The 18,454-nt window shown below is 71.1% G+C and carries 19 protein-coding genes; 4 read left to right on the plus strand and 15 right to left on the minus strand.

The genetic code is table 11. From position 1 onward, the window contains the following. Positions 1-21: 21 nt before the first annotated feature. Together RWH44_RS13890 and RWH44_RS13895 are read left to right on the plus strand one after the other, a co-directional pair. Positions 22-663, plus strand: a complete 642-nt coding sequence (locus RWH44_RS13890) for a dihydrofolate reductase family protein (RefSeq protein WP_316005037.1) — start codon at positions 22-24, stop codon at positions 661-663. Then, positions 660-797, plus strand: coding sequence for a hypothetical protein (locus RWH44_RS13895; RefSeq protein ID WP_167494239.1), 138 nt, complete (start codon positions 660-662; stop codon positions 795-797). The genes RWH44_RS13890 and RWH44_RS13895 overlap by 4 nt, the downstream gene beginning before the upstream one ends. A gap of 29 nt (positions 798-826) precedes the next feature. Here RWH44_RS13895 and RWH44_RS13900 read toward each other — a convergent pair whose 3' ends face one another. From RWH44_RS13900 to RWH44_RS13915, 4 genes are read right to left on the minus strand one after another with little or no spacing between them, the layout of a single operon-like run. Further along, complete coding sequence (locus RWH44_RS13900) at positions 827-1,609, minus strand: SGNH/GDSL hydrolase family protein (protein ID WP_316005038.1); 783 nt, start codon at positions 1,607-1,609, stop codon at positions 827-829. Positions 1,610-1,617: 8 nt separating this feature from the next. Further along, the gene (locus RWH44_RS13905; RefSeq protein WP_298873903.1) at positions 1,618-1,758 is read right to left on the minus strand and encodes a hypothetical protein; all 141 of its coding nucleotides are present in this window, start codon (positions 1,756-1,758) and stop codon (positions 1,618-1,620) included. 50 nt (positions 1,759-1,808) lie between these two features. Then, positions 1,809-3,503, minus strand: coding sequence for an AMP-binding protein (locus tag RWH44_RS13910; RefSeq protein WP_316005039.1), 1,695 nt, complete (start codon positions 3,501-3,503; stop codon positions 1,809-1,811). A 20-nt stretch (positions 3,504-3,523) separates the two neighbouring features. After that, a complete protein-coding gene (locus RWH44_RS13915; protein ID WP_316005040.1) occupies positions 3,524-4,486 on the minus strand; it encodes an alpha/beta hydrolase in 963 nt (320 codons plus the stop codon). 95 nt (positions 4,487-4,581) lie between these two features. Here RWH44_RS13915 and RWH44_RS13920 point away from each other — a divergent pair, with 95 nt between their 5' ends. Beyond that, positions 4,582-5,205: a DUF6518 family protein gene (locus RWH44_RS13920; protein ID WP_316005041.1), complete on the plus strand. Its 624-nt coding sequence runs from the start codon at positions 4,582-4,584 to the stop codon at positions 5,203-5,205. Between the two features lie 103 nt (positions 5,206-5,308). On the opposite strand, the gene RWH44_RS13925 is transcribed toward RWH44_RS13920, so the two are convergent. The 8 genes from RWH44_RS13925 to RWH44_RS13960 all read right to left on the minus strand — a co-directional run bounded on the left by RWH44_RS13925 (position 5,309) and on the right by RWH44_RS13960 (position 13,667). Then, positions 5,309-6,577, minus strand: a complete 1,269-nt coding sequence (locus RWH44_RS13925) for an ABC transporter ATP-binding protein (protein WP_316005042.1) — start codon at positions 6,575-6,577, stop codon at positions 5,309-5,311. 14 nt (positions 6,578-6,591) lie between these two features. Then, positions 6,592-7,440 carry a carbohydrate ABC transporter permease gene (locus tag RWH44_RS13930; RefSeq protein ID WP_316005043.1) on the minus strand — a complete coding sequence of 283 codons (849 nt, stop codon included), beginning with the start codon at positions 7,438-7,440 and terminating at the stop codon, positions 6,592-6,594. After that, on the minus strand, positions 7,440-8,405 hold the full coding sequence (locus RWH44_RS13935) for a carbohydrate ABC transporter permease (protein ID WP_316005044.1): 966 nt from the start codon (positions 8,403-8,405) through the stop codon (positions 7,440-7,442). The genes RWH44_RS13930 and RWH44_RS13935 overlap by 1 nt, the downstream gene beginning before the upstream one ends. Then, positions 8,402-9,667 carry an extracellular solute-binding protein gene (locus tag RWH44_RS13940; RefSeq protein WP_316005045.1) on the minus strand — a complete coding sequence of 422 codons (1,266 nt, stop codon included), beginning with the start codon at positions 9,665-9,667 and terminating at the stop codon, positions 8,402-8,404. Before RWH44_RS13940 ends, RWH44_RS13935 begins: the two co-directional genes overlap by 4 nt. A 167-nt stretch (positions 9,668-9,834) precedes the next feature. Continuing rightward, on the minus strand, positions 9,835-11,208 hold the full coding sequence (locus tag RWH44_RS13945; RefSeq protein ID WP_316005046.1) for an FAD-dependent oxidoreductase: 1,374 nt from the start codon (positions 11,206-11,208) through the stop codon (positions 9,835-9,837). A 42-nt stretch (positions 11,209-11,250) separates the two neighbouring features. Then, the gene (locus RWH44_RS13950; RefSeq protein WP_316005047.1) at positions 11,251-12,312 is read right to left on the minus strand and encodes a polyprenyl synthetase family protein; all 1,062 of its coding nucleotides are present in this window, start codon (positions 12,310-12,312) and stop codon (positions 11,251-11,253) included. 62 nt (positions 12,313-12,374) lie between these two features. Continuing rightward, entirely contained in the window at positions 12,375-13,094 is a 720-nt protein-coding gene (locus RWH44_RS13955) for a demethylmenaquinone methyltransferase (protein WP_316005048.1), read from the minus strand. 9 nt (positions 13,095-13,103) lie between these two features. Next, positions 13,104-13,667, minus strand: coding sequence for a DUF402 domain-containing protein (locus RWH44_RS13960; RefSeq protein ID WP_316005049.1), 564 nt, complete (start codon positions 13,665-13,667; stop codon positions 13,104-13,106). A 272-nt stretch (positions 13,668-13,939) separates the two neighbouring features. Between RWH44_RS13960 and RWH44_RS13965 the strand changes: the two genes are divergently transcribed. Further along, positions 13,940-15,154 (plus strand): isochorismate synthase, encoded by a 1,215-nt coding sequence (locus RWH44_RS13965; RefSeq protein ID WP_298874250.1) that lies wholly within the window; start codon positions 13,940-13,942, stop codon positions 15,152-15,154. A 1-nt stretch (position 15,155) separates the two neighbouring features. On the opposite strand, the gene RWH44_RS13970 is transcribed toward RWH44_RS13965, so the two are convergent. The 3 genes from RWH44_RS13970 to RWH44_RS13980 all read right to left on the minus strand — a co-directional run bounded on the left by RWH44_RS13970 (position 15,156) and on the right by RWH44_RS13980 (position 18,362). Continuing rightward, positions 15,156-16,013 (minus strand): polyphosphate kinase 2 family protein, encoded by an 858-nt coding sequence (locus tag RWH44_RS13970; RefSeq protein WP_298873927.1) that lies wholly within the window; start codon positions 16,011-16,013, stop codon positions 15,156-15,158. A 146-nt stretch (positions 16,014-16,159) separates the two neighbouring features. Next, on the minus strand, positions 16,160-17,938 hold the full coding sequence (gene menD, locus RWH44_RS13975; protein WP_316005050.1) for a 2-succinyl-5-enolpyruvyl-6-hydroxy-3-cyclohexene-1-carboxylic-acid synthase: 1,779 nt from the start codon (positions 17,936-17,938) through the stop codon (positions 16,160-16,162). Positions 17,939-17,945: 7 nt separating this feature from the next. Continuing rightward, positions 17,946-18,362 carry a PLDc N-terminal domain-containing protein gene (locus tag RWH44_RS13980; protein WP_316005051.1) on the minus strand — a complete coding sequence of 139 codons (417 nt, stop codon included), beginning with the start codon at positions 18,360-18,362 and terminating at the stop codon, positions 17,946-17,948. Between the last annotated feature and the right edge of the window lie 92 nt (positions 18,363-18,454).

Genomic DNA, 18,454 nt, shown 5'->3' on the forward strand with positions numbered 1-18,454 from the left:
CGCACCCCCAGGGAGCACGCCGTGGCCGTCCGCGTCGATCTGAACATCTCCCTCGACGGGGTCGCCGCGCCCGCGGATCCGACGCCCGAGAACCCCATGGGCGCGGACTGGGGCCGGCTCGTCGAGGACTACATGGCCACGCGCACGTTCCGCACGCGCGTGTTCGGCGACACCTCGGGCGCGGGGACGACCGGCATCGACGACCGCTACGCGGCGGCGTACTTCGAGGGCGTCGGCGCAGAGGTCATGGGGGCGGCGATGTTCGGCCTCCACTCCTTCCCCGACGACCCCGAGTGGCGCGGGTGGTGGGGCGACGAGCCGCCCTTCCGCGTGCCCGTCATCGTGCTGACCCACCGGCCGCGCGAGCCGATCGCCTTCGCCAACGGCACCCGCTTCGAGTTCTCGTCGGAGAGCATCACGGATGCCGTGGCCCGCGCGAGCGATCTCGCCGACGGCGCCGACGTGCGCGTGGGCGGCGGGTTGTCCACCGTGCGCGCCGCTCTTGCCGCCGGAATCGTCGACCGCCTGCACGTGGCGGTGCGTCCCGTCGTCCTGGGCCGCGGCGGTCGCCTGTGGGATGACCTCCCCGGCCTCGACACCGGCTACACCGTCACCTCCGAGGTCGCGGAGAGCGGTGTGGTCCACGTGACCTTCGCCCGATGAGCCGGCCGCTCGACCCCCTCACGTGCCCGACGTGCGGCGACCCGCTGCGCTTCGAGATCCTCGACGACGAGCGCTTCCTCGTCGCTTGGTCGTGCGTGAACTGCGGCCTCATCCGCACGACCGAGCCGGTGTGACGACTCGCCCTCGACGCTGAGGGCGCGCGTCAGTACGTCAACGCCGAGAGCACGGCATCCGCGATCGCCCGGTGACCCGCGTCGTTGGGGTGGAACTCGTCGCCGGCGCCGGCGAACGTCTCCCGACCCGCGGGCCCGTGGAGGTCGGGATTCGCGAAGGCGTCCGCGAGCGCGACGTACACGCCTCCCCGCGCTCCGCAGGTACGCGCGATCACCTCGTCGTACGACGCGCCGTCGGCGGTCCAGGTGCCCAGGCACACGAGCCCCGCGCGCGGCGAGGTCGAGCGGATGCGCTCCAGCAGCGCCGCGTACTGCTGCTCGAAGTCGGGGAGAGGGGTGGGCACGCCGACGTCGTTGGTGCCGAGCTCGACGACCGCGACGCCGACGTCGGACGGGACGTCCGTCACGGCGGCGACCGTCGAGAGCGTCTGCTGGGCTTGGGCGGCGCCCGTGACGTCGACCGAGCCGATCCCGTCGGCGACCAGGCGGATGAACCCCTGGTCCTTCGTGGTGGCGAAGAAGCCGGCGCTCAGGGAGTCTCCGGCGACGAGCATCCGGACGCCGTCGTCGTCTTTCCGGTCGACGAGTACGGTCCCCGGCCGCGCGGTGGGCGTGGGTGTCGGGGTCGGTGTCGGCGAGGCCCTCGGCGTGCGCGTGGGACTCGTCGCATCGGTCGGTCGTGCGGAGCCGGATGCCGCCGGTGCGGCGGTGGGAGACTCCCCCGCTCCGGTCACCATGACCGCGGCGACGCCGACCACACCCGCGACCACGACGACGCCGATCGCGACGGCCCAGGCGGCTCGGGGACGCAACGAGGAGCTCAGCCCTCGATGCCGTTGATCATCTGGGTGATCTCGCGCTCTGTGTCGCGACCGACGTTGCGTTCCTCCTGGCGCGAGGGCATGTCGCTCTCGTCGTCGACGGTGGGGTTCTCGAAGGGCTGCTTCTTCTCGTGGTCCATCTTCCGATGCTCACACGACGGCGGCCCGCCGCGCGAGGGGTTGCGGCGGATCAGCCCCGAAGCGTGTCGTCGCGCCACTCCACGCACGTGACCTCACCACGGAAGACGGCCTCCTCGCGCTGGCGCAACTCGACGCGGCGGATCTTCCCCGAGATGGTCTTGGGCAGATCGAAGAACTCCACGCGCCGCACCCGCTGGAACGGGGCGAGCCGCTCGCGCGCGAATCGCAGGATGTCCAGGGCCAGCTCCTCGCCCTCGTCGTGGCCCCCGGCGAGCGCGATGTAGGCCTTGGGCACCGCCAGACGCAGATCGTCGGGCGCCGGGACCACGGCGGCCTCGACGACGGCCGGGTGCTCGATGAGCACGCTCTCGAGCTCGAACGGGCTGATCTTGTAGTCCGAGGCCTTGAACACGTCGTCGGTGCGCCCGATGTAGGTGATGCTGCCGGTCTCGTCGCGCCGGGCCACGTCGCCGGTGTGGAAGAGCCCGTCGGCGAACGCCTCGGCGTTGCGATCGGCATCCCCCACGTAGCCGGTCATGAGGTTGACCGGCCGCTCGGCCAGGTCGATGCAGATCTCGCCCTCGTCGGCGCGCTCTCCCGTGAGGGGATCGACGAGCACGACCGGGCACCCGGGGAGGGGACGCCCCATCGACCCCGGAACGAGCTGGGCGCCGGGGGTGTTCGCCACGACCGCGGTCATCTCGGTCTGCCCGTACCCGTCGCGGATGTCGAGGCCCCACGCGCGCTGCACCGAGGCGATGACCTCCGGGTTCAGCGGCTCCCCCGCCGACACGACCTCGCGCAGCGCGCCGCGGCGCCCCGTCAGATCGGCCTGGATGAGCATGCGCCACACGGTCGGCGGGGCGCAGAAGGTGGTGACGCGGTCGTTCTCCAGCTCGGCCAGCAGACGCTCGGCCGAGAACCGCGAGTAGTTCAGAGCAAGAACGGTCGCCCCGGCGATCCACGGGGCGAAGAACAGGCTCCACGCGTGCTTCGCCCAGCCCGGCGAGCTGATGGCGAGGTGCACGTCTCCGGGCTGCAGGCCCAGCCAGTACATGGTGCTCAGGTGCCCGACCGGGTAGGAGGAGTGCGTGTGCTCGACGAGCTTCGGCTTCGACGTCGTCCCCGAGGTGAAGTACAGCAGCAGACGCTCGTCGGCGGTGCTCCCCGGGTGCCGTGCCGGCTCGGCATCCACGAGGAACGCGTCGTCGTACGACGCCCACCCCGGGTGCGTTCCGCCGACCACGATGCGCCCGAGTCCCTCGGGCAGGTCGTCGAACTTGTCGGCGTCGGCCGCGCCGACCACGACGTGGCGGATGTCGGCGCGCTCGATGCGGTCGGACAGGTCGACGCGCCCGAGGGCGGTCGTCGTCGGGGCGATGACCCCGCCGACCTTCATGATGGCGAGCATCGCCTCCCAGAGCTCGACCTGGTTGTTCAGCATCAGCAGCACGGCATCGCCGCGCTCGACACCGCGCGACGACATCCAGGCGGCCACCTGGTCGGAACGGCGCGCGAGCTCGTCGAAGGTGCGCTCGTGGTGCGTCTCGTCGTCGTCGACGACGATGAGCGCCGTCGCGTCGTTTCCGCGCGCCATCGGGTCGAACCAGTCGATCGCCCAGTTGAACGGCCCGTCGAAGCGGGGCCACGCGAAGGCGGCCGCGCGCGCCGCGTCGGTGCGAGCGGCGAGGAGTTCGTCTCGGGCGGCGCGGTAGCGTTCGGTCGCGGACGCGGTGGGGATCATGGTGCTCCTTCGATCGCGTTCTACGCTAAACCCGTCACCCCCGCCGCGAGTGCCGCGAAGGCCGCGTCGCGAGCCCGCGGTGCCGACAGGAACACGTCGTGCAGCGCCCCGTCGATGCGGGCGATCGTGACGGTCGCCGAGATGCGCGTCGCCGCGCGCGCGATGTCGTCGACGACGAGCACCGAGTCGCTCGCGAGCATCGTGTCGTTCCACGTGAGCGCCGGGGTGGACCGCCGCGAGAGCAGGACGAGGGCGGGACACCCCACGTCGACCCCGGATGCCACCCGCGCGTGCCCCGCGATGATCGCCGCGAGCCACCCGGGGTGGGTCGGGAAGCCCTGCGCCGGACGCCACTCGTCGGGGCTGTCGGGAAGCGTTCCGAGCTCGCGCTGGGCGCGCGTGTAGAACCCCAGGTCGACCACCGGATGGGTTCCCAGCGGATCGAGACGGGCGCGGACGTTGACGATGGGGGCGAGCGCCTGACGCCCCAGGGGCCCGAGCTGCAACTCGAGCCAGGGGCTGTTCAGCACGAGCAGGTCGGCGACCCCGGGATGCCGCGCCGCCCACAGCGTGAGCGTGAGGCCGCCGGTGCTGTGCCCCAGCAGCACGAGGCGTCGTCCCTCGCGCGCGGTGCCCATGGCATCCAGGGCGGCGGCGATGTCGGCGTCGTACACGTCGAGCGACACCGTGTACCCCGGCGTCTGGCCGGGGCGGAGACTGCGACCGTACTTGCGGAGGTCGAGGGCGTGGAAACGCGCGCCGCGATCGATGAAGAAGCGAGCGAGATCCGTCTGGAAGAAGTAGTCCGACCAGCCGTGCACGTACAGCACGTCGATGTCGCGCCACTCGCCGAACAGGCGCGCGCCGGGGTGCGGCCTCGCGCGCACCAGCGTGGCGACGACCTCGCCCTCGGTGTCTGTTCCGAGCGGCAGCGTCTGCTGCTCGAAGCCTTCGCCGAGGATGTCCGGATGCCACTCCCGCATCGCCTCAGCCTACGACGGCGATATCCCTCTCGAGGATGACGCGATGCCCACCCGCGGCCGACGCGCCCGCGCACGGGCGTTCCTAGCGTGGGAACGTGCACCCCCGACTCTGGCTCGTTCCCGTCCTGTCCGTCGCCGCCGCCTCGCTCGCCCTCGGTGGACTGACGAGCTTCGGCCAGACCGTGCTCCCGGACGCCCTCGCGTCGTTCGCCAACTCGGCGGGTGGGTGGACGATCCTCGCGTTCGGCCTCGTCTGGCTGACGCGGGCGCGGCCCCCGCTCGCCGCGGCTCTCGGCGTCGTGTCGTTCGTGCTGCTCGTCGAGGGGTACCGGATCGTCTCGGGCTGGCGCGGCTTTTACTACGCCGAACCGTTCCAAGACACGTTCACGATCATCGGGCTCTTCGCCGGCCCCGTGGTCGGCCTGTCCGCCTCGCTCGTGCGCGGAGGTCCCGGCTCGTGGAAGCCGTTCGCGGCCGCGCCCGTCGCGGCGGTGCTGATCGGCGAAGGGGCATACGGACTGACGGTCGTGGCGGCGACGACGAGCCCCGTGTACTGGATCCTGCAGATGGGGGTCGGGGTCGCACTGGTGGTCGCCACCGTCGTGGCCGCACGCCCCCGCGTCGCACCCGGAGTGCTCGGGGCTCTCCTCGCGCTCGGCGGCGCGGCGGCGTTCGTCGCCTTCTATCTCTGGCTCGGCCGGCTCGGCTCTGCCGGCTGAGCCGAGTGCTCCTCCGAAGAAGCCGACCCCGCGACGGGACGGTCCCGGCGCTCAAACGCCCGGATCCGCGGAGTTCTTCGCGGCGTCGGCGCCGAAGCACCGGTCAGCGCGACGCCGACGCCCCCGCGCGCTCCGCGCGCTGCTTCGCCCGCTCCAGCGCACGCTTCCGCGCGGCGCGGGCGTCCTCCTCGAGCTTCTCGGCCTTCGCCTCGTCGCGCGTGAGGTTCACGCCCGTTTCGGGATCGAACAGGTGCAGCGCGTCAGGCGAGAACCACAGGCGCGCGGCGTCTCCGGCGCGGATGGAGCTCATGGCATCCAAGGCCACGACGAGCTCGGTGCGCAGGCTCTCCCCGTCGAGGTCGCGGTCGAGCTCGGACAGCTTCTCCTTCACCGTCGCGTCGGTCTCGTACGGCACGTAGGCGTAGAGCACCTCGCCGAGCCACTCGGTCATCTCGATGTCGAGCTCGGTCGTGATGCCGCCGGTCAGATCGCGCTCCGTGGCATCCGCGTCTTCGAAGGCGTCGGGACGCACCCCCACGATGACCAGGTCGCGTCCCTCGACGGCGGCCCGCAGCCGGTCGTCGAGCGGAACGTCGGCGAAGGGCAGACGCAGGGTGTCGCCGTCGACGGTTCCACTGAGGAAGTTCATGGGCGGAGAGCCGATGAAGCCGGCGACGAAAAGGTTCACCGGCTGGTCGTACAGCCCCCGCGGGCTCGCGACCTGCTGCAGCTCTCCGCGGCGCAGCACCGCGACGCGATCGCCGAGCGTCATCGCCTCGGTCTGGTCGTGCGTGACGTAGACGGTCGTGATGCCGAGCGAGCGCTGCAGGCGCGCGATCTCGGTGCGCATCTGGCCGCGCAGCTTCGCGTCGAGGTTCGACAACGGCTCGTCGAAGAGGAACGCGCTCGCGTTGCGCACGATCGCGCGACCCATCGCCACGCGCTGGCGCTGGCCGCCCGAGAGGTTCGCGGGCTTGCGCTCGAGGTGCTCGTCGAGCTCCAGCAGCTTCGACGCCCGGCGCACGCGCTCGTCGATCTCTTTGTCGTCGAGGTCGCTCGACTTCAGCCGCATCGGGAACGCGATGTTCTCGTACACGGTCAGGTGCGGGTAGAGCGCGTAGTTCTGGAACACCATCGCGAGGTTGCGGTCCTTCGGCGCCTTGTCGTTGACGACCTCGTCGCCGATCCGCAGCTCGCCGTCGGAGATGTCCTCGAGTCCCACGATCATGCGCAGCAGTGTCGACTTGCCGCAGCCCGAGGGACCGACGAGGATCACGAACTCGCCGTCCGCGATGTCGAGGTCGACGCCCTTGACCGCGGTGAAGCCGTCGTCGTATGTCTTGACGATTCTGTTCAGAGTGATGGATGCCATGAGGTGCTGCTCCTTTAACCCTTGACCGCGCCCTGGGTGAGACCCGACACGATCCGACGCTGGAAGATGACGACGACGATGACGATGGGGATGGTCACCACGATGGCGGCGGCCGAGATGGCGCCGGTGGGTTCCTCGAACTGCGAGGCGCCCGTGAAGAACGACAGGGCCGCGGGCACCGGGCGGGCGGCATCCGTTGAAGTGAGCGAGATGCCGTAGACGAAGTCGTTCCACGCGATGAAGAACGCGATGATCGCGGTGGTGAACACCCCGGGGGCCGCGAGCGGCACCACGGTCTTGCGGAACGCCTCGAAGGGCGTGGCCCCGTCGACCTGCGCCGCCTGCTCGAGCTCCCACGGGATCTGGCGGAAGAAGGCCGCGAGGGTCCAGATCGAGATCGGCAGGGTGAGCGAGAGGTACGGGATGATCAGCCCGAGCCAGGTGTCGTAGAGGCCGACGACGCGCCACAGGTTGAACAGCGGCGTGACGATCGAGACGATCGGGAACACCGACACCGCGAGCGCCGTGGTGAGGATGATGCGCTTGCCGGGGAAGTCCAGCCGCGCGATCGCGTAGGCGCAGAGCGTGGCCAGCACCACCGCGATGAAGGTCGCGATGAGGGAGATGCCGATCGAGTTGCGCAGGGCCGGCAGGAAGAGATCCTGCGCGCTGCCGCCCGGGGCGAGGATCGTGGCGTAGTTGTCGAGCGTCCACTCGGTGGGCAGCAGCGTCCCCGAGAAGAGTCCGGCTTGCGTCTTGAACGACGTCATGAGGATCGAGAACACCGGGAAGAGCGACCACACCAGCACGACGGCGATGATCACGAGCCACGTGATCCGCTGGGGCCAGGTCATTGCGCGCATCAGCCATTCCTCCCTGCGGAAAGGTCCACCTTGAAGCCCTTGATGAAGATGCCGGCGATGATCAGCACGCTGAGGAACAGCAGCACCGAGATCGCCGATCCGAGCCCGATCTCGAGCCGACCGATCGAGGTGTTGTACGCCAGCAGCGACAGTGCCTCGGTGTCGTTGGCACCGGCGGTCATGATGAAGATGTTGTCGAAGATGCGGAACGCCTCGAGCGTGCGGAAAAGCACCGCGACCATGATCGCGGCCTTCATGTTCGGCAGGATGACGCGGCGCAGCACCTCCCACGACGTCGCTCCGTCGACCTTGGCGGCCTCCTCGAGATCGCCCGGCACCTGCGCCAGCCCCGACAGCAGCAGGAGGGAGATGAAGGGGGTCGTCTTCCACACCTCGCTGAGGATGATGACCGTCAGCGACGTGCCCTGGTAGGCGAACCAGTTGAGGTTCTCGTCGAACCCGGGGATCCACGACAGCCAGCTGTTGACGTATCCGCCGGAGTTGATGTCGAACGCGTAGAAGAACGCGAAGGCCGACACGACGGTGATGATGCCGTAGGGCACGAGGATCGCCGTGCGGGCGAAGCCGCGGAGCTTCTTGATGGCCCGGTGCATGACGAGGGCGAAACCGAAGCCGATGATCAGTTCGAGCAGCACCGTCACGACCGTGATGAACAGCGTCACCCCCATCGACTGCCAGAACGCCGGGTCGCCAAGGATCACCTGGTAGTTGCGGAACCAGATGAACTCGCGGTCGTCGGGCGCGGTCAGGCGCAGGCTGAACAGGGAGTCCCACAGGGCCTGCACGATCGGGTACAGGGTGACCAGCAACATGATGCCGAACGCGGGACCCGCGAGCATCCACCCCAGCCGCGCCTCGGCCCGCGCCCGATCGGAGCGCCGTTTCTTCGTCGGGGCGGGCGGGTCCGCGCGCCGTTCGGCGCGGGTGACGGTCGTGTCGGTCACAGCAGTCGCTCCCCTCTGAGCACCGCGAGGATGAAGTCGGTCGAGGACTGCGGCGTCGAGTCGGGGCTCACCGCGTTCGGCGGATGCCACGTGCGCTGCAGACCGATGGAGATCTCGTTGTAGTACGGCGTCTGCGGTCGCGGGGCGCCCAGCTGCAACGACTCCGCGATGGTCGAGGCCATCGGGAACTTCTCGTTCACCTCGGCGTCGTCGTATGCGGCGAGGTTGGACGGCGGGTTGCCGTTGGTGACGAAGTACTGCGCCTGGTTCTCGGGGCTCACGATGCACGCCACCGCCTGCCAGGCGAGGTCGACGTTCTCGCTGTAGGCCCCGACGCCGAGGTTGATTCCGCCCACCGGCGGAGCGGCCGGGGTCTCGGCATCCACGCGGGGGTACACCGCCCAGCCGAGGTCGTCGACGACCTCGGGGGCTGCGGCCTGCATGGCGGGGTAGACGAAGGGCCAGTTGACCATGAACGAGCCGTTGTCGCCCTGGAAGAGGTTCATGCTCGCGTTCTCGTCGGCGGTCGGAAGCCCCGCGCCGCCGAGTCCCGACGAGCCGATGCGCCCGATGATCTCGGCGGCCTTCTTGCCCGCGTCGGATTCGAGCCCGAGCTGCATCTCGTCGGGCTTCGCCTCGGGGTTCTCGAGGATCTTCCCGCCGCCCGAGGCGACGAGCGCGGTGATCCACACCGTGAGCGACTCGGCGAGCGCGCCCTGCACGCCGAGCTGCTTGTTCTGGTCCTGGGCGGCCTGGATGATCTGGTCCCACGTGACCGGCTGGGTCATGTCGAGACCCGCCGCCTCGGCGACCGACTTGCGGTACCAGAGCAGCTGCGTGTTGGCCCAGAAGGGCACGGTCACGAGCTCGCCGTTCCAGCTCGCCGACTGCACCGCGCCCTGCACGACTCCGTCGGTGTTCTGCAGGTCGGCGGGCACCGGCGCGAGGAAGCCGGGCTCGGCGAGCTCGGGGATGAAGGGCGGGTCGAGGCTCATGATGTCGAGCGAGCGGTCGCTGGCGGCGAGGCGCCGGGCGAGCTGCTCGCGCTGCGAGGCCGCGTCGCGCGGCAGCAGCGAGGTCTCGATGCGGTACGCCCCGTTCGCGGCCTCCGTGCAGGATGCCGCGATCTCGGCCTGACCGCCGTCGTCGGGGTTGATGTACCAGGTCAGGGTCGGCACCCCGTCGTCTGCCGCGCAGGCCCCGAGCGTGCCCGCGAGGGCCAGGGCCGAGGCTCCGGCCACGATTCGTCTCACCGTTCGCATCCGGCCCCCTCGCCTCGGTGCGGGGCTCTGACGGCCCCCTCGTCGTCTGTCCATCCTGCCGAGCGGAGGATTTCCGCCGCCTCAGGCTTGCCCGGGGCGCAGACGGGGTGGTAGTCGCGCGAACGACGAACCGCCCCGTCCGAAGACGGGGCGGTTCGAGGGGAGGTTTACTCGCCGCGCGAGATCGCGATCATCTCGTCGCGGGGGACGACCTTGATGCGCGCCCGCTCGTGCGGGGCACCGAGGGCCATCTCGTGCTCGTCGAGACGGTGCCAGCCGTCGAGGTCGGTCCAGCGCACACCGCGCTCGGCGAGCAGGGCCGGGATGGCCTCCTCCTCCGGGTGGGCGGGCTGCCACCACTGGCCCTGGTCGTTGATCAGGTGGCGCACCGTCTCCATGGCATCCGACTTGGTGTGTCCGATGAGACCGACGGGCCCGCGCTTGATCCAGCCGGTGGCGTACAGACCCGGGACGCGGGAGTTCGAGTCGGCCGAGATGACCTGACCCTCGTGGTTGGGGATGACGCCGTGCCGCTCGTCGAAGGGGACGTCCTTCAGCGGCGAGCCGAAGTAGCCGACGGCGCGGTAGATGGCCTGGATCGGGATCTCGCGGATCTCGCCCGTGCCCACCACACCGGCCTCGGCATCGGGCTTCGTGCGCTCGTAGCGGATGGCGGCGACGCGGCCTTCGTCGTCCGTGACGACCTCGAGGGGCTTCGCCCAGAAGTGCAGATGCAGGCGACGCGACGCCTCTCCCCCGGCGTTGTTGACGCTGGGGCGCGTGCGCCACTGCTGCAGGACGCGGTCGATGACCTTGACCTGCTTGTTCGTCTCGATCGCGGCCTTCGACGCCTCGTCGTAGTCGAAGTCCTCGTCGTAGACGACCATGTCGACGTCGCGCAGCTCGCCGAGCTCGCGGAGCTCCAGCGGGGTGAACTTCACCTGAGCCGGACCGCGGCGACCGAACACGTGCACGTCGGTCACGGGCGAGGCCTTCAGCCCCTGGTAGACGTTGTCGGGAACCTCGGTCGGCAGCAGGTCGTCGGCGTGCTTGGCGAGCATGCGCGTGATGTCGAGCGCCACGTTGCCGTTTCCGATGACGGCGACCGACTCGGCCTCGAGGGGCCACTCGCGCGGCACGTCGGGGTGGCCGTCGAACCAGCTGACGAAGTCGGCGGCGCCGTAGGAGCCGTGCGCGTCGATGCCGGGGACGTCGAGGTCGGCGTCGCGGATCGCTCCGGTGGCGAAGATGACCGCGTGGTAGTGCTGCTTCAGATCGTCGAGCGTGATGTCGGTGCCGAAGTTCACGTTGCCGAAGATGCGGATGTCGCCGCGGTCGAGCACCTCGCGCAGCGCCGTGATGACGCCCTTGATGCGCGGGTGGTCGGGGGCGACGCCGTAGCGGACCAGGCCGTAGGGCGCGGGCAGCTGCTCGAAGAGGTCGATCGACACGTCGAACTGACGCTCGGCTTTCAGCAGGATGTCGGCCGCGTAGATGCCGGCGGGGCCGGCTCCGACGATGGCGAGGCGCAGCTTCGTCATGGGTTCCTCTCGATCGCGATCGGGGGGGGTGGTGGAAAGTGGTCAGGCCGAGCGGTCGGCCACGGCACGGGCGAAGCGCGTCAGCGCCTCGCGCACGGCGCCGTCGGGCAGCGGCGCGAGGGCGTCGATCGCCTCTTGCGACCACTGGTGCGCGAGGCGAAGGGTCTCGTGCGTGGTCTCGTGGTCGCGCAGTTCGGCGAGCGCTCCGTCGAGGATCGACGGGTCGGCTCCGGCGGCGATGCGCTCCTGACCCTCGTCGATGCGCGCGCGCAGGTCGGCGGATGCCGCGTCGGAGCTGTGCCCGAGCAGCAGGTACGGCATGGTGGGCACCCCCGCGCGCAAGTCGGTGCCGGGGACCTTGCCGGTCTCGGAGGGGTCGGGCGAGAGGTCGATCACGTCGTCGAGCAACTGGAACGCGACGCCGGCCTTCTCGCCGAAGACGACCATCGGCTGCTCGAACTCCTCGGGCGCTCCCGAGTAGATGATCCCCGACTGGGCCGCGGCGGCGATGAGCGAGCCGGTCTTGTCGGCGAGGACGCGCAGGTAGAAGTCGACGGGCTCGTCGCCCTCCTGGGGCCCGACGGTCTCGTGCATCTGCCCGAGCACGAGGCGCTCGAAGGTGTCGGCCTGCAGCTGGATGGCGCGTTCGCCGCGGCGGGCCATGAGCTGGCTGGCGCGGGCGAAGAGCAGGTCGCCGGTGAGGATGGCGATGTTGTTGCCCCACACCGTCTGCGCGCTCGGCACCCCGCGGCGCTTGTCGGCGCCGTCCATGACGTCGTCGTGATACAGCGAGCCCAGGTGGGTCAGTTCGAGGGCCGTGGCCACCTCGACGACTTCCTTGGTGGTGCCCTGACCGAGCTGCGCGGTGAGGATCGCCAACATGGGGCGCACGCGCTTGCCACCGGCTTCGTAGAGGTAGCGGGCGGTCACGTCGGCGAGTTTGTCGGCGCTTCGCACCTCGCCCTCGAGCTCGCTCTCGACGCGCGCGAGACCCGCCTCGACGGTGGAGAGGAGGGTGCGAGAACGCAGCCCGGCGAAGATGCGGTCGCTCAGGCCCAGCTTTCCCGACAGGCGGGTGCTGGCCGCAGACGGTCTCGGGGTCACGGTTTCAGCCTATCCTGGCGTGGCCGGGGGCCGCCGCGGGTATCTCGACGGTTGACAGGGGTCTACGAGGCCGGGCGGATGCCGCGGTGCAACGCGACGATGCCGAACGACAGGTTGCGGTACGCCACGTCATCCCATCCCGAATCCCGCATCCAGCGGGCGAGCGTCGGCTGGTCGGGCCAGTCGCGGATCGACTCGTTGAGGTAGTCGTAGGCCTCCGCGTTGCTGCTCACTGCCTTGGCCACGAGCGGCAGGACGCGGTCGTTGTAGAAGCGGTAGAGCCCGTTGAACGCGCGGGACGGCGGATGCGAGAACTCGCACACGACGATGCGTCCGCCGGGGCGGGTCACGCGACGCAGTTCGCGCAGCGCCCGACGCGGGTCGTTGACGTTGCGCAGACCGAACGACATCGTCACCGCGTCGAACTCGCCGTCGGCGAAGGGGAGGTCGGTGGCATCCGCCTGGACGAACTCGAGGTTCGGCACGTCTCCGTGACGACGGCGCCCCTCGGCGATCATGCCGCGCGAGAAGTCGGCGGCCACGACGTGCGCGCCGCTCGGCACGAACGCCATCGACGACGTGCCGGTGCCGGCGGCGAGGTCGAGGATGCGCTCTCCCCGCTTCGGCGCCACCGCGCGCAGCGTCGCGGCACGCCAGAGGCGGTCGTTGCCGAGGCTGAGCACGGAGTTCGTGCGGTCGTAGGCCGCGGCGACCTGGTCGAACATGCCGCTGACGCGCTGCGGGTCTTTACCGAGGTCGGCGCGGTTGGGGTCGCTGCTCACCCGTCGAGTCTAGGCGCGCGCCGCGGGGTCGTCGCCGGGGGTTGCCAGCGCCGCCAGGCGTTCGAGCCACGGACCGGTGACCGCGTCGGAGAACGGCGCCTCGCGATCGCGCACCCGTCGCTCGAGATCGGTGGCCGTGGCATCCAGGTGCTCCACGATGTCGAGCGGATAGCCGTAGCGCACGCGGTGCTCGTCCCACTCGTCGCGGTCGTCGATCCAGGTGCCGCGCTCGTCGGTGCGGCGCACCACGTCGAGGTCCATGTCGATGCCGCGGGGCACGCCGTCGTCGTGCCAGCGCACGTCCCACGCGAGGTCGATGTACACGGCCACGGGGTGCGGGTGGGCATTGTGCGTGAAGGCCCAGTCGGCGCTCGCGGGCACGAGCGTCACGTTCGGCTGACGGCAGACGAACTCGGCGCCCGGGCGCGCGCTGCGCCAGCCCACCTGCTGGCCGAACCACTCGCCCCACTCGTCGGAGCCGAGGTAGACGCTGTCCTGCACCCAGTGCGGCGAGCCGTCCCACTTGCGCCACTCGAAGAGCAGGCGGGTGCCGGGAGCAGGACGGTTTTCCATGCTCCGGAGTCTAAAACGCTCCCCACCACGGGTCTCCGCGCGCTCGCGGACGCACCGCGGGAGTTCGGGAGAGCGACGCGGGAAAGTCCGCGCGGCGACGGCCCCACGAGCGGGGTCTCCTGCGTCGTGTGGGCCGCGTCTGCTCGACGCTGGAGCATCCGGATGCCGCGCACCTCCGCACCGATCAGCGCGGGTCTACGCTGAAAGACGTGCTCGAACCCGCGGATGACGTCGTGCCGCGCCTGCGCGTGGTGACACGAGAGCTGGCCCCGATGGACGACGTGCTCGCGTACACGACGCCGTACGATCCGCTGTTCTGGAGCCGGCGCGGCGAATCGCTCGCCGCGTTCGGCGACCTGCTGACGCTGCGCTACACCGGCGAGCAGCCCGGCGACGCGACCATCTCCGAACGCTGGCGCGCGATCGCGGCCGCCGCCGAGGTCGACGACCCCGTGCAGCTGCCGGGCACCGGCCTCGTCGCCTTCGGGTCGTTCGTCTTCGACCCGCAGTCCGAGCGCGAGAACGTGCTGCGCGTGCCCGGGACCATCGTCGGTCGACACAGCGGCCGGGCCTGGGTCACGCGCCTGGCCTTCGACGACACACCCGACGGGCCCGAGCCCGAGCTGCCGCCGCGCTCCCCGTTCGGTCCGCACTGGTCGGCCACGCTCGGCCCCGGTCGGCAGACGGCGGAGAAGTATCAGGATGCCGTCCGCCAGGCGATCGAGGCCATCGGCGCCCGCGAGGTCGCCAAGGTGGTGCTGGCCCGCGACATCGCCGGAACGGTGCCCGCGGGGTCCGACCTGCGACGACTGGTGCGCTCCCTGCTCGAGGGCTATCCGGACTGCTGGGTGTTCGCCGTCGACGGCCTCATCGGCGCGAGCCCCGAGACGCTGGTCACGGTGTCGAACGGTACGGTGACCGCGCGCGTGCTCGCCGGCACCGTCGCGCGCGGCGGAGACGCCGACGCCGACGTCGCGGCATCCGTCGGTCTGACCCGGAGCACGAAGGATCAGGACGAGCACCGCTTCGCGGTGCAGAGCGTGTTGAAGGCCCTGGCGCCCCACACGTCGTCGCTTGCGGCCGAGGAGCAACCCTTCACCCTGAAGCTGCCGAACGTCTGGCACCTCGCCACCGACGTCGAGGGCGTGCTCAGCGAAGACGCCTCCTCTCTCGACCTGCTCTCCGTGCTCCACCCCACCGCCGCCGTCGCAGGTACGCCGACGGCCGCGGCGATGGAGGTCATCCGCCGCCTCGAGCCGTTCGACCGCGGACGCTACGCCGGGGCCGTGGGGTGGACGGGGGCGTCGGGCGACGGCGAGTGGGCGATCGCGCTGCGGTGCGCCCAGATCGACCGCGCCGCCCCGTCGTCGCCGACCGCCCCGATCACCGCCTACGCCGGAGCGGGCATCGTCGCCGACAGCGTCCCGGAGTCGGAGCTGCTGGAGACGCGGGTGAAGTTCCGTCCGATCGTCGAGGCCCTGGCCTGAGTCACGACGCGGCGAGCCGCCGGCGCTCCTCCTCGACGTCGTAGTCGGCCGCGGGCCACTGCGGGTCGATGTCGGCCAGCGCGTCGATCAGCAACTGCTGCACCGCGAGACGCGCGTACCACTTGCGGTCCGCCGGCACGACGTGCCACGGGGCGACCGGCGTCGAGGTGCGCTCGATGGCCACCTGGTAGGCCTCCATGTAGTCGTCCCAGAGCGTGCGCTCGTCGACGTCGGAGGGGTTGTACTTCCAGTGCTTGTCGGGGCGGTCGAGCCGCTTCGCGAGACGCTCGCGCTGCTCGTCCTTCGAGATGTGCAGCATGACCTTGACCACGCGGATGCCCATCTCGGCCAGTTGGGCCTCGAACGCGACGATCGCGCCGTAGCGGCGGTCGATCTCGTCGGCCGACGCGAGCGAGCGCACCCGGCCGATCAGCACGTCCTCGTAGTGCGAGCGGTCGAACACCCCGATGTGACCGGTGTTCGGCAACCGCTTCTCGATGCGCCAGAGGAAGTCGTGGGCGAGCTCCTCGCTCGTGGGCTTCTTGAACGAGGCGAGCTCGACGCCCTGCGGGTCGACGGCCCCGACGACGTGCCGCACGATCCCGCCCTTGCCCGCGGTGTCCATCGCCTGCAGCACCAGCAGCACCGAGCCGGTCGCGGTACCGGCGATGCTCTCCGCGAAGAGACGCTCCTGCAAGCCCTCAAGCGGCTCGCGGCCCGCCTCGAGGTCGGCCTTGCCGGCGTCCTTGTCTCCGTCGTAGCCGGGCGTCGACCGCGTGTCGATGTCGGCGAGGCGGAACCCCGGGTCGACGCGCAGGGCATCGGCGGCGGGCGTGGACCATCTCTGGCTTCTGCTCATTCCGACATGGTGCCCTGGCATCCGTTTCGACACCAGCGATTGACGCGGGCGGGCGCGGTGCGGGAGGGGCCACGGAACAGATCGTCCGAGACGGTCCGCGCGGGATCGGACCCCGGCACAGGTCGGCGCGGGGCGTGCGACATCGCTCAGCGCGGGAGCGGCACCTCGATGAGCTGTCGTCCCCCGCTCGGAGCCGTGAGCACCTGATCGAGAGCCACGCGGGTCGTGCAGCGGTGGTACTCCCACCCGAAGGCGAGGGCGAGCTGCTCGAGTCGCGCGTTCTGCGGGGTGTACTGCACGCGGGTCATCGCGTCGTCACCGGCGACGGATGCCACCTCGAGACCGTCGAAGATCGTGCCGCCGCCGTCGTTGCCGACGACGACCTGCAGGCGGGGCTCCTGCTCCCCGGGCGGCAGCAGCAGCGCGCCCATGTCGTGCAGGAAGGCGAGGTCGCCCAGCAACAGACGAGTGACGCCCGGCCGCTCGTGGACCTGGCTGGCGAGGGCCACGCCCGTGGCGGTCGCGATCGTGCCGTCGATGCCGGCGAGGCCGCGGTTGGAGTGCACCGTCACCTTCTTGCCGCCGAGCAGCTCGTCGGCCACGCGCACGATGCGCGAGGAGCCGAACACGAGGCGGTCGTGCGGCCAGGTGGCCCGCCACAGCGCATCGACGAGGGCGGCGCGGTCGACGGGCGCGCGCGACACGGCGACCTCGGCGTTGATCGCCCCGAGCCGCTCGGAGGGGACGACGGATGCCAGGCCGTCGGCGTCGGGAGCGGGCGGCGACAGGTCGACGGCGGCATCGCGCGAGGCGCGCATCCACTCGCCGAGCCACGCGCGGTCGGCCGCACCCGTCGCCCGCACGGCGTCGACGGCGAGCGTCGTCCCGTTCAGGTTCACCGGTTCGCCGGGACCGCGCACCGCGACGACCTCGACGTCGTCGCGCGAGAGCAGGCGGGTGACCTCCCGGCTGAGGGTCGGGCGACCGAAGACAACGACGCGCTCGACCCGCCCGCCGAGAGCGGGGTCGCTCAGCAGGGCGCGGTAGCCGTGCACCACGTGTCGGCCGAACCGCGCGCCGCTGACGATCTCGGCGACGAGGGGGAAGCCGCCGTCGTGGGCGAATTGCTCGGCGGCAGGTCCCGCGTCGGCTCCCGCGACCACGATCGTGCGGGGCCCCGCGGCGACCGCGTGCGCCGCCTCGGTCTCGGGTGCGACGTCGGCGACGCCGATCCCGCCCCCGCCCTGGTAGAGCGCCCCCGATACGTCGGCGTCGTCGACCGGGGCGGCCTCGACGGCTCGGGATGCCGCCCGCGCGCCGAGCCACGATGGAGCGGCGCCGGCGAGGGGCTCACGGAACGGCACGTTGAGGTGCACCGGGCCCGCGGCCCGCGCTCCCTCGCCGAGGGACGCCGCGAGCGCTTCGGCCGCGACCTGATCGAGAGCGACGGTCTGCTCGCCGTCGCCGAGGTGATCGACGGCTTCGGGGACCGCCAGATCGGCCTCGTACCGGGCCGCCGAACGGAACAGGCCCGGCTGCCGGGTGGTCTGATTCGCTCCGACTCCGCGCAGCTCCGGCGGGCGGTCGGCGGTCAGCAGCAGCAGCGGCACTCCGGCGTGATGCGCCTCGAGCGCTGCGGGCACGAGGTTCGCCACGGCCGTGCCCGAGGTGCAGACGACGACCGCCGGCATCCCCGTCTCGCGGCCGATGCCGAGGGCGGTGAAACCGGCGACGCGTTCGTCGATGCGCACGTGCAGCTCGACGAGACCCGCGCGCTCCATCTCGGCGGCGACGAGGGCGAGGGCCTGCGACCGCGAGCCCGGGCTGACCACGATGTGCCGCACGCCGCGGGCCACGAGGCCGGCGAGGAGCGCTGCGGCCGCATCGGTCGCGGGCGCGGCTGACCGATCGTTCGGCGAGGTCACGAGCGGCTCAGCCGACGGTGCCGCGCTGGCCGCGGGTGTCGTCGTCGCCGGGTTTGCCGCCCTCGGGGGTGTCGCCCGGGTCGGTCGGGCGCGGCGGTTCGTCGGCGTCGGCGTCGAGCTGGGCGAGCTCCTCCTCGAGGCGGCGGATGCGCTCGTCCTGCTCGGCGCGCGCCGAGGCGGTCATGCGTCCGAGGAACTCGGGATCGTCGTCGGGGGCGCGACGCACCACCGTCTGACTCGCTCGGCCGCGACCGATGAGGAACCACAGGATGCCGCCGAGCACCGGAAGCAGGATGACGATGGCCATCCACGCCGCCTTGCCGACCCCGCGGTGCCGGGAGGGGGGTTGCACAGCGCAGTCGACGATCGTGTAGACCCAGAACAGGACCGCCACGAACGCCAGGATGAGGAGCAGCCGTGCCATGACCTGATTCTACGTGCGTCGGCTGGGCGAGGGCCCGGAGCTCCTCGTCATCCCCCATCGTCGAACGACCGGGGATCGACCGAGAGGCCGCC

Origin of the sequence: Microbacterium phycohabitans, assembly GCF_032464935.1 — a bacterium.
Taxonomy (GTDB): domain Bacteria; phylum Actinomycetota; class Actinomycetes; order Actinomycetales; family Microbacteriaceae; genus Microbacterium; species Microbacterium phycohabitans.

Excerpts from the sequence above, each read along its gene's own strand:
- RWH44_RS13895 (WP_167494239.1), top strand. The coding sequence starts at position 660 with ATGAGCCGGCCGCTCGACCCCCTCACGTGCCCGACGTGCGGCGACCCG.
- RWH44_RS13905 (WP_298873903.1), bottom strand. The coding sequence starts at position 1,758 with ATGGACCACGAGAAGAAGCAGCCCTTCGAGAACCCCACCGTCGACGAC.
- RWH44_RS13910 (WP_316005039.1), bottom strand. The coding sequence starts at position 3,503 with ATGATCCCCACCGCGTCCGCGACCGAACGCTACCGCGCCGCCCGAGAC.
- RWH44_RS13915 (WP_316005040.1), bottom strand. The coding sequence starts at position 4,486 with ATGCGGGAGTGGCATCCGGACATCCTCGGCGAAGGCTTCGAGCAGCAG.
- RWH44_RS13925 (WP_316005042.1), bottom strand. The coding sequence starts at position 6,577 with ATGGCATCCATCACTCTGAACAGAATCGTCAAGACATACGACGACGGC.
- RWH44_RS13930 (WP_316005043.1), bottom strand. The coding sequence starts at position 7,440 with ATGCGCGCAATGACCTGGCCCCAGCGGATCACGTGGCTCGTGATCATC.
- RWH44_RS13940 (WP_316005045.1), bottom strand. The coding sequence starts at position 9,667 with ATGCGAACGGTGAGACGAATCGTGGCCGGAGCCTCGGCCCTGGCCCTC.
- RWH44_RS13945 (WP_316005046.1), bottom strand. The coding sequence starts at position 11,208 with ATGACGAAGCTGCGCCTCGCCATCGTCGGAGCCGGCCCCGCCGGCATC.
- RWH44_RS13960 (WP_316005049.1), bottom strand. The coding sequence starts at position 13,667 with ATGGAAAACCGTCCTGCTCCCGGCACCCGCCTGCTCTTCGAGTGGCGC.
- RWH44_RS13965 (WP_298874250.1), top strand. The coding sequence starts at position 13,940 with ATGGACGACGTGCTCGCGTACACGACGCCGTACGATCCGCTGTTCTGG.
- RWH44_RS13970 (WP_298873927.1), bottom strand. The coding sequence starts at position 16,013 with ATGAGCAGAAGCCAGAGATGGTCCACGCCCGCCGCCGATGCCCTGCGC.
- RWH44_RS13980 (WP_316005051.1), bottom strand. The coding sequence starts at position 18,362 with ATGGCACGGCTGCTCCTCATCCTGGCGTTCGTGGCGGTCCTGTTCTGG.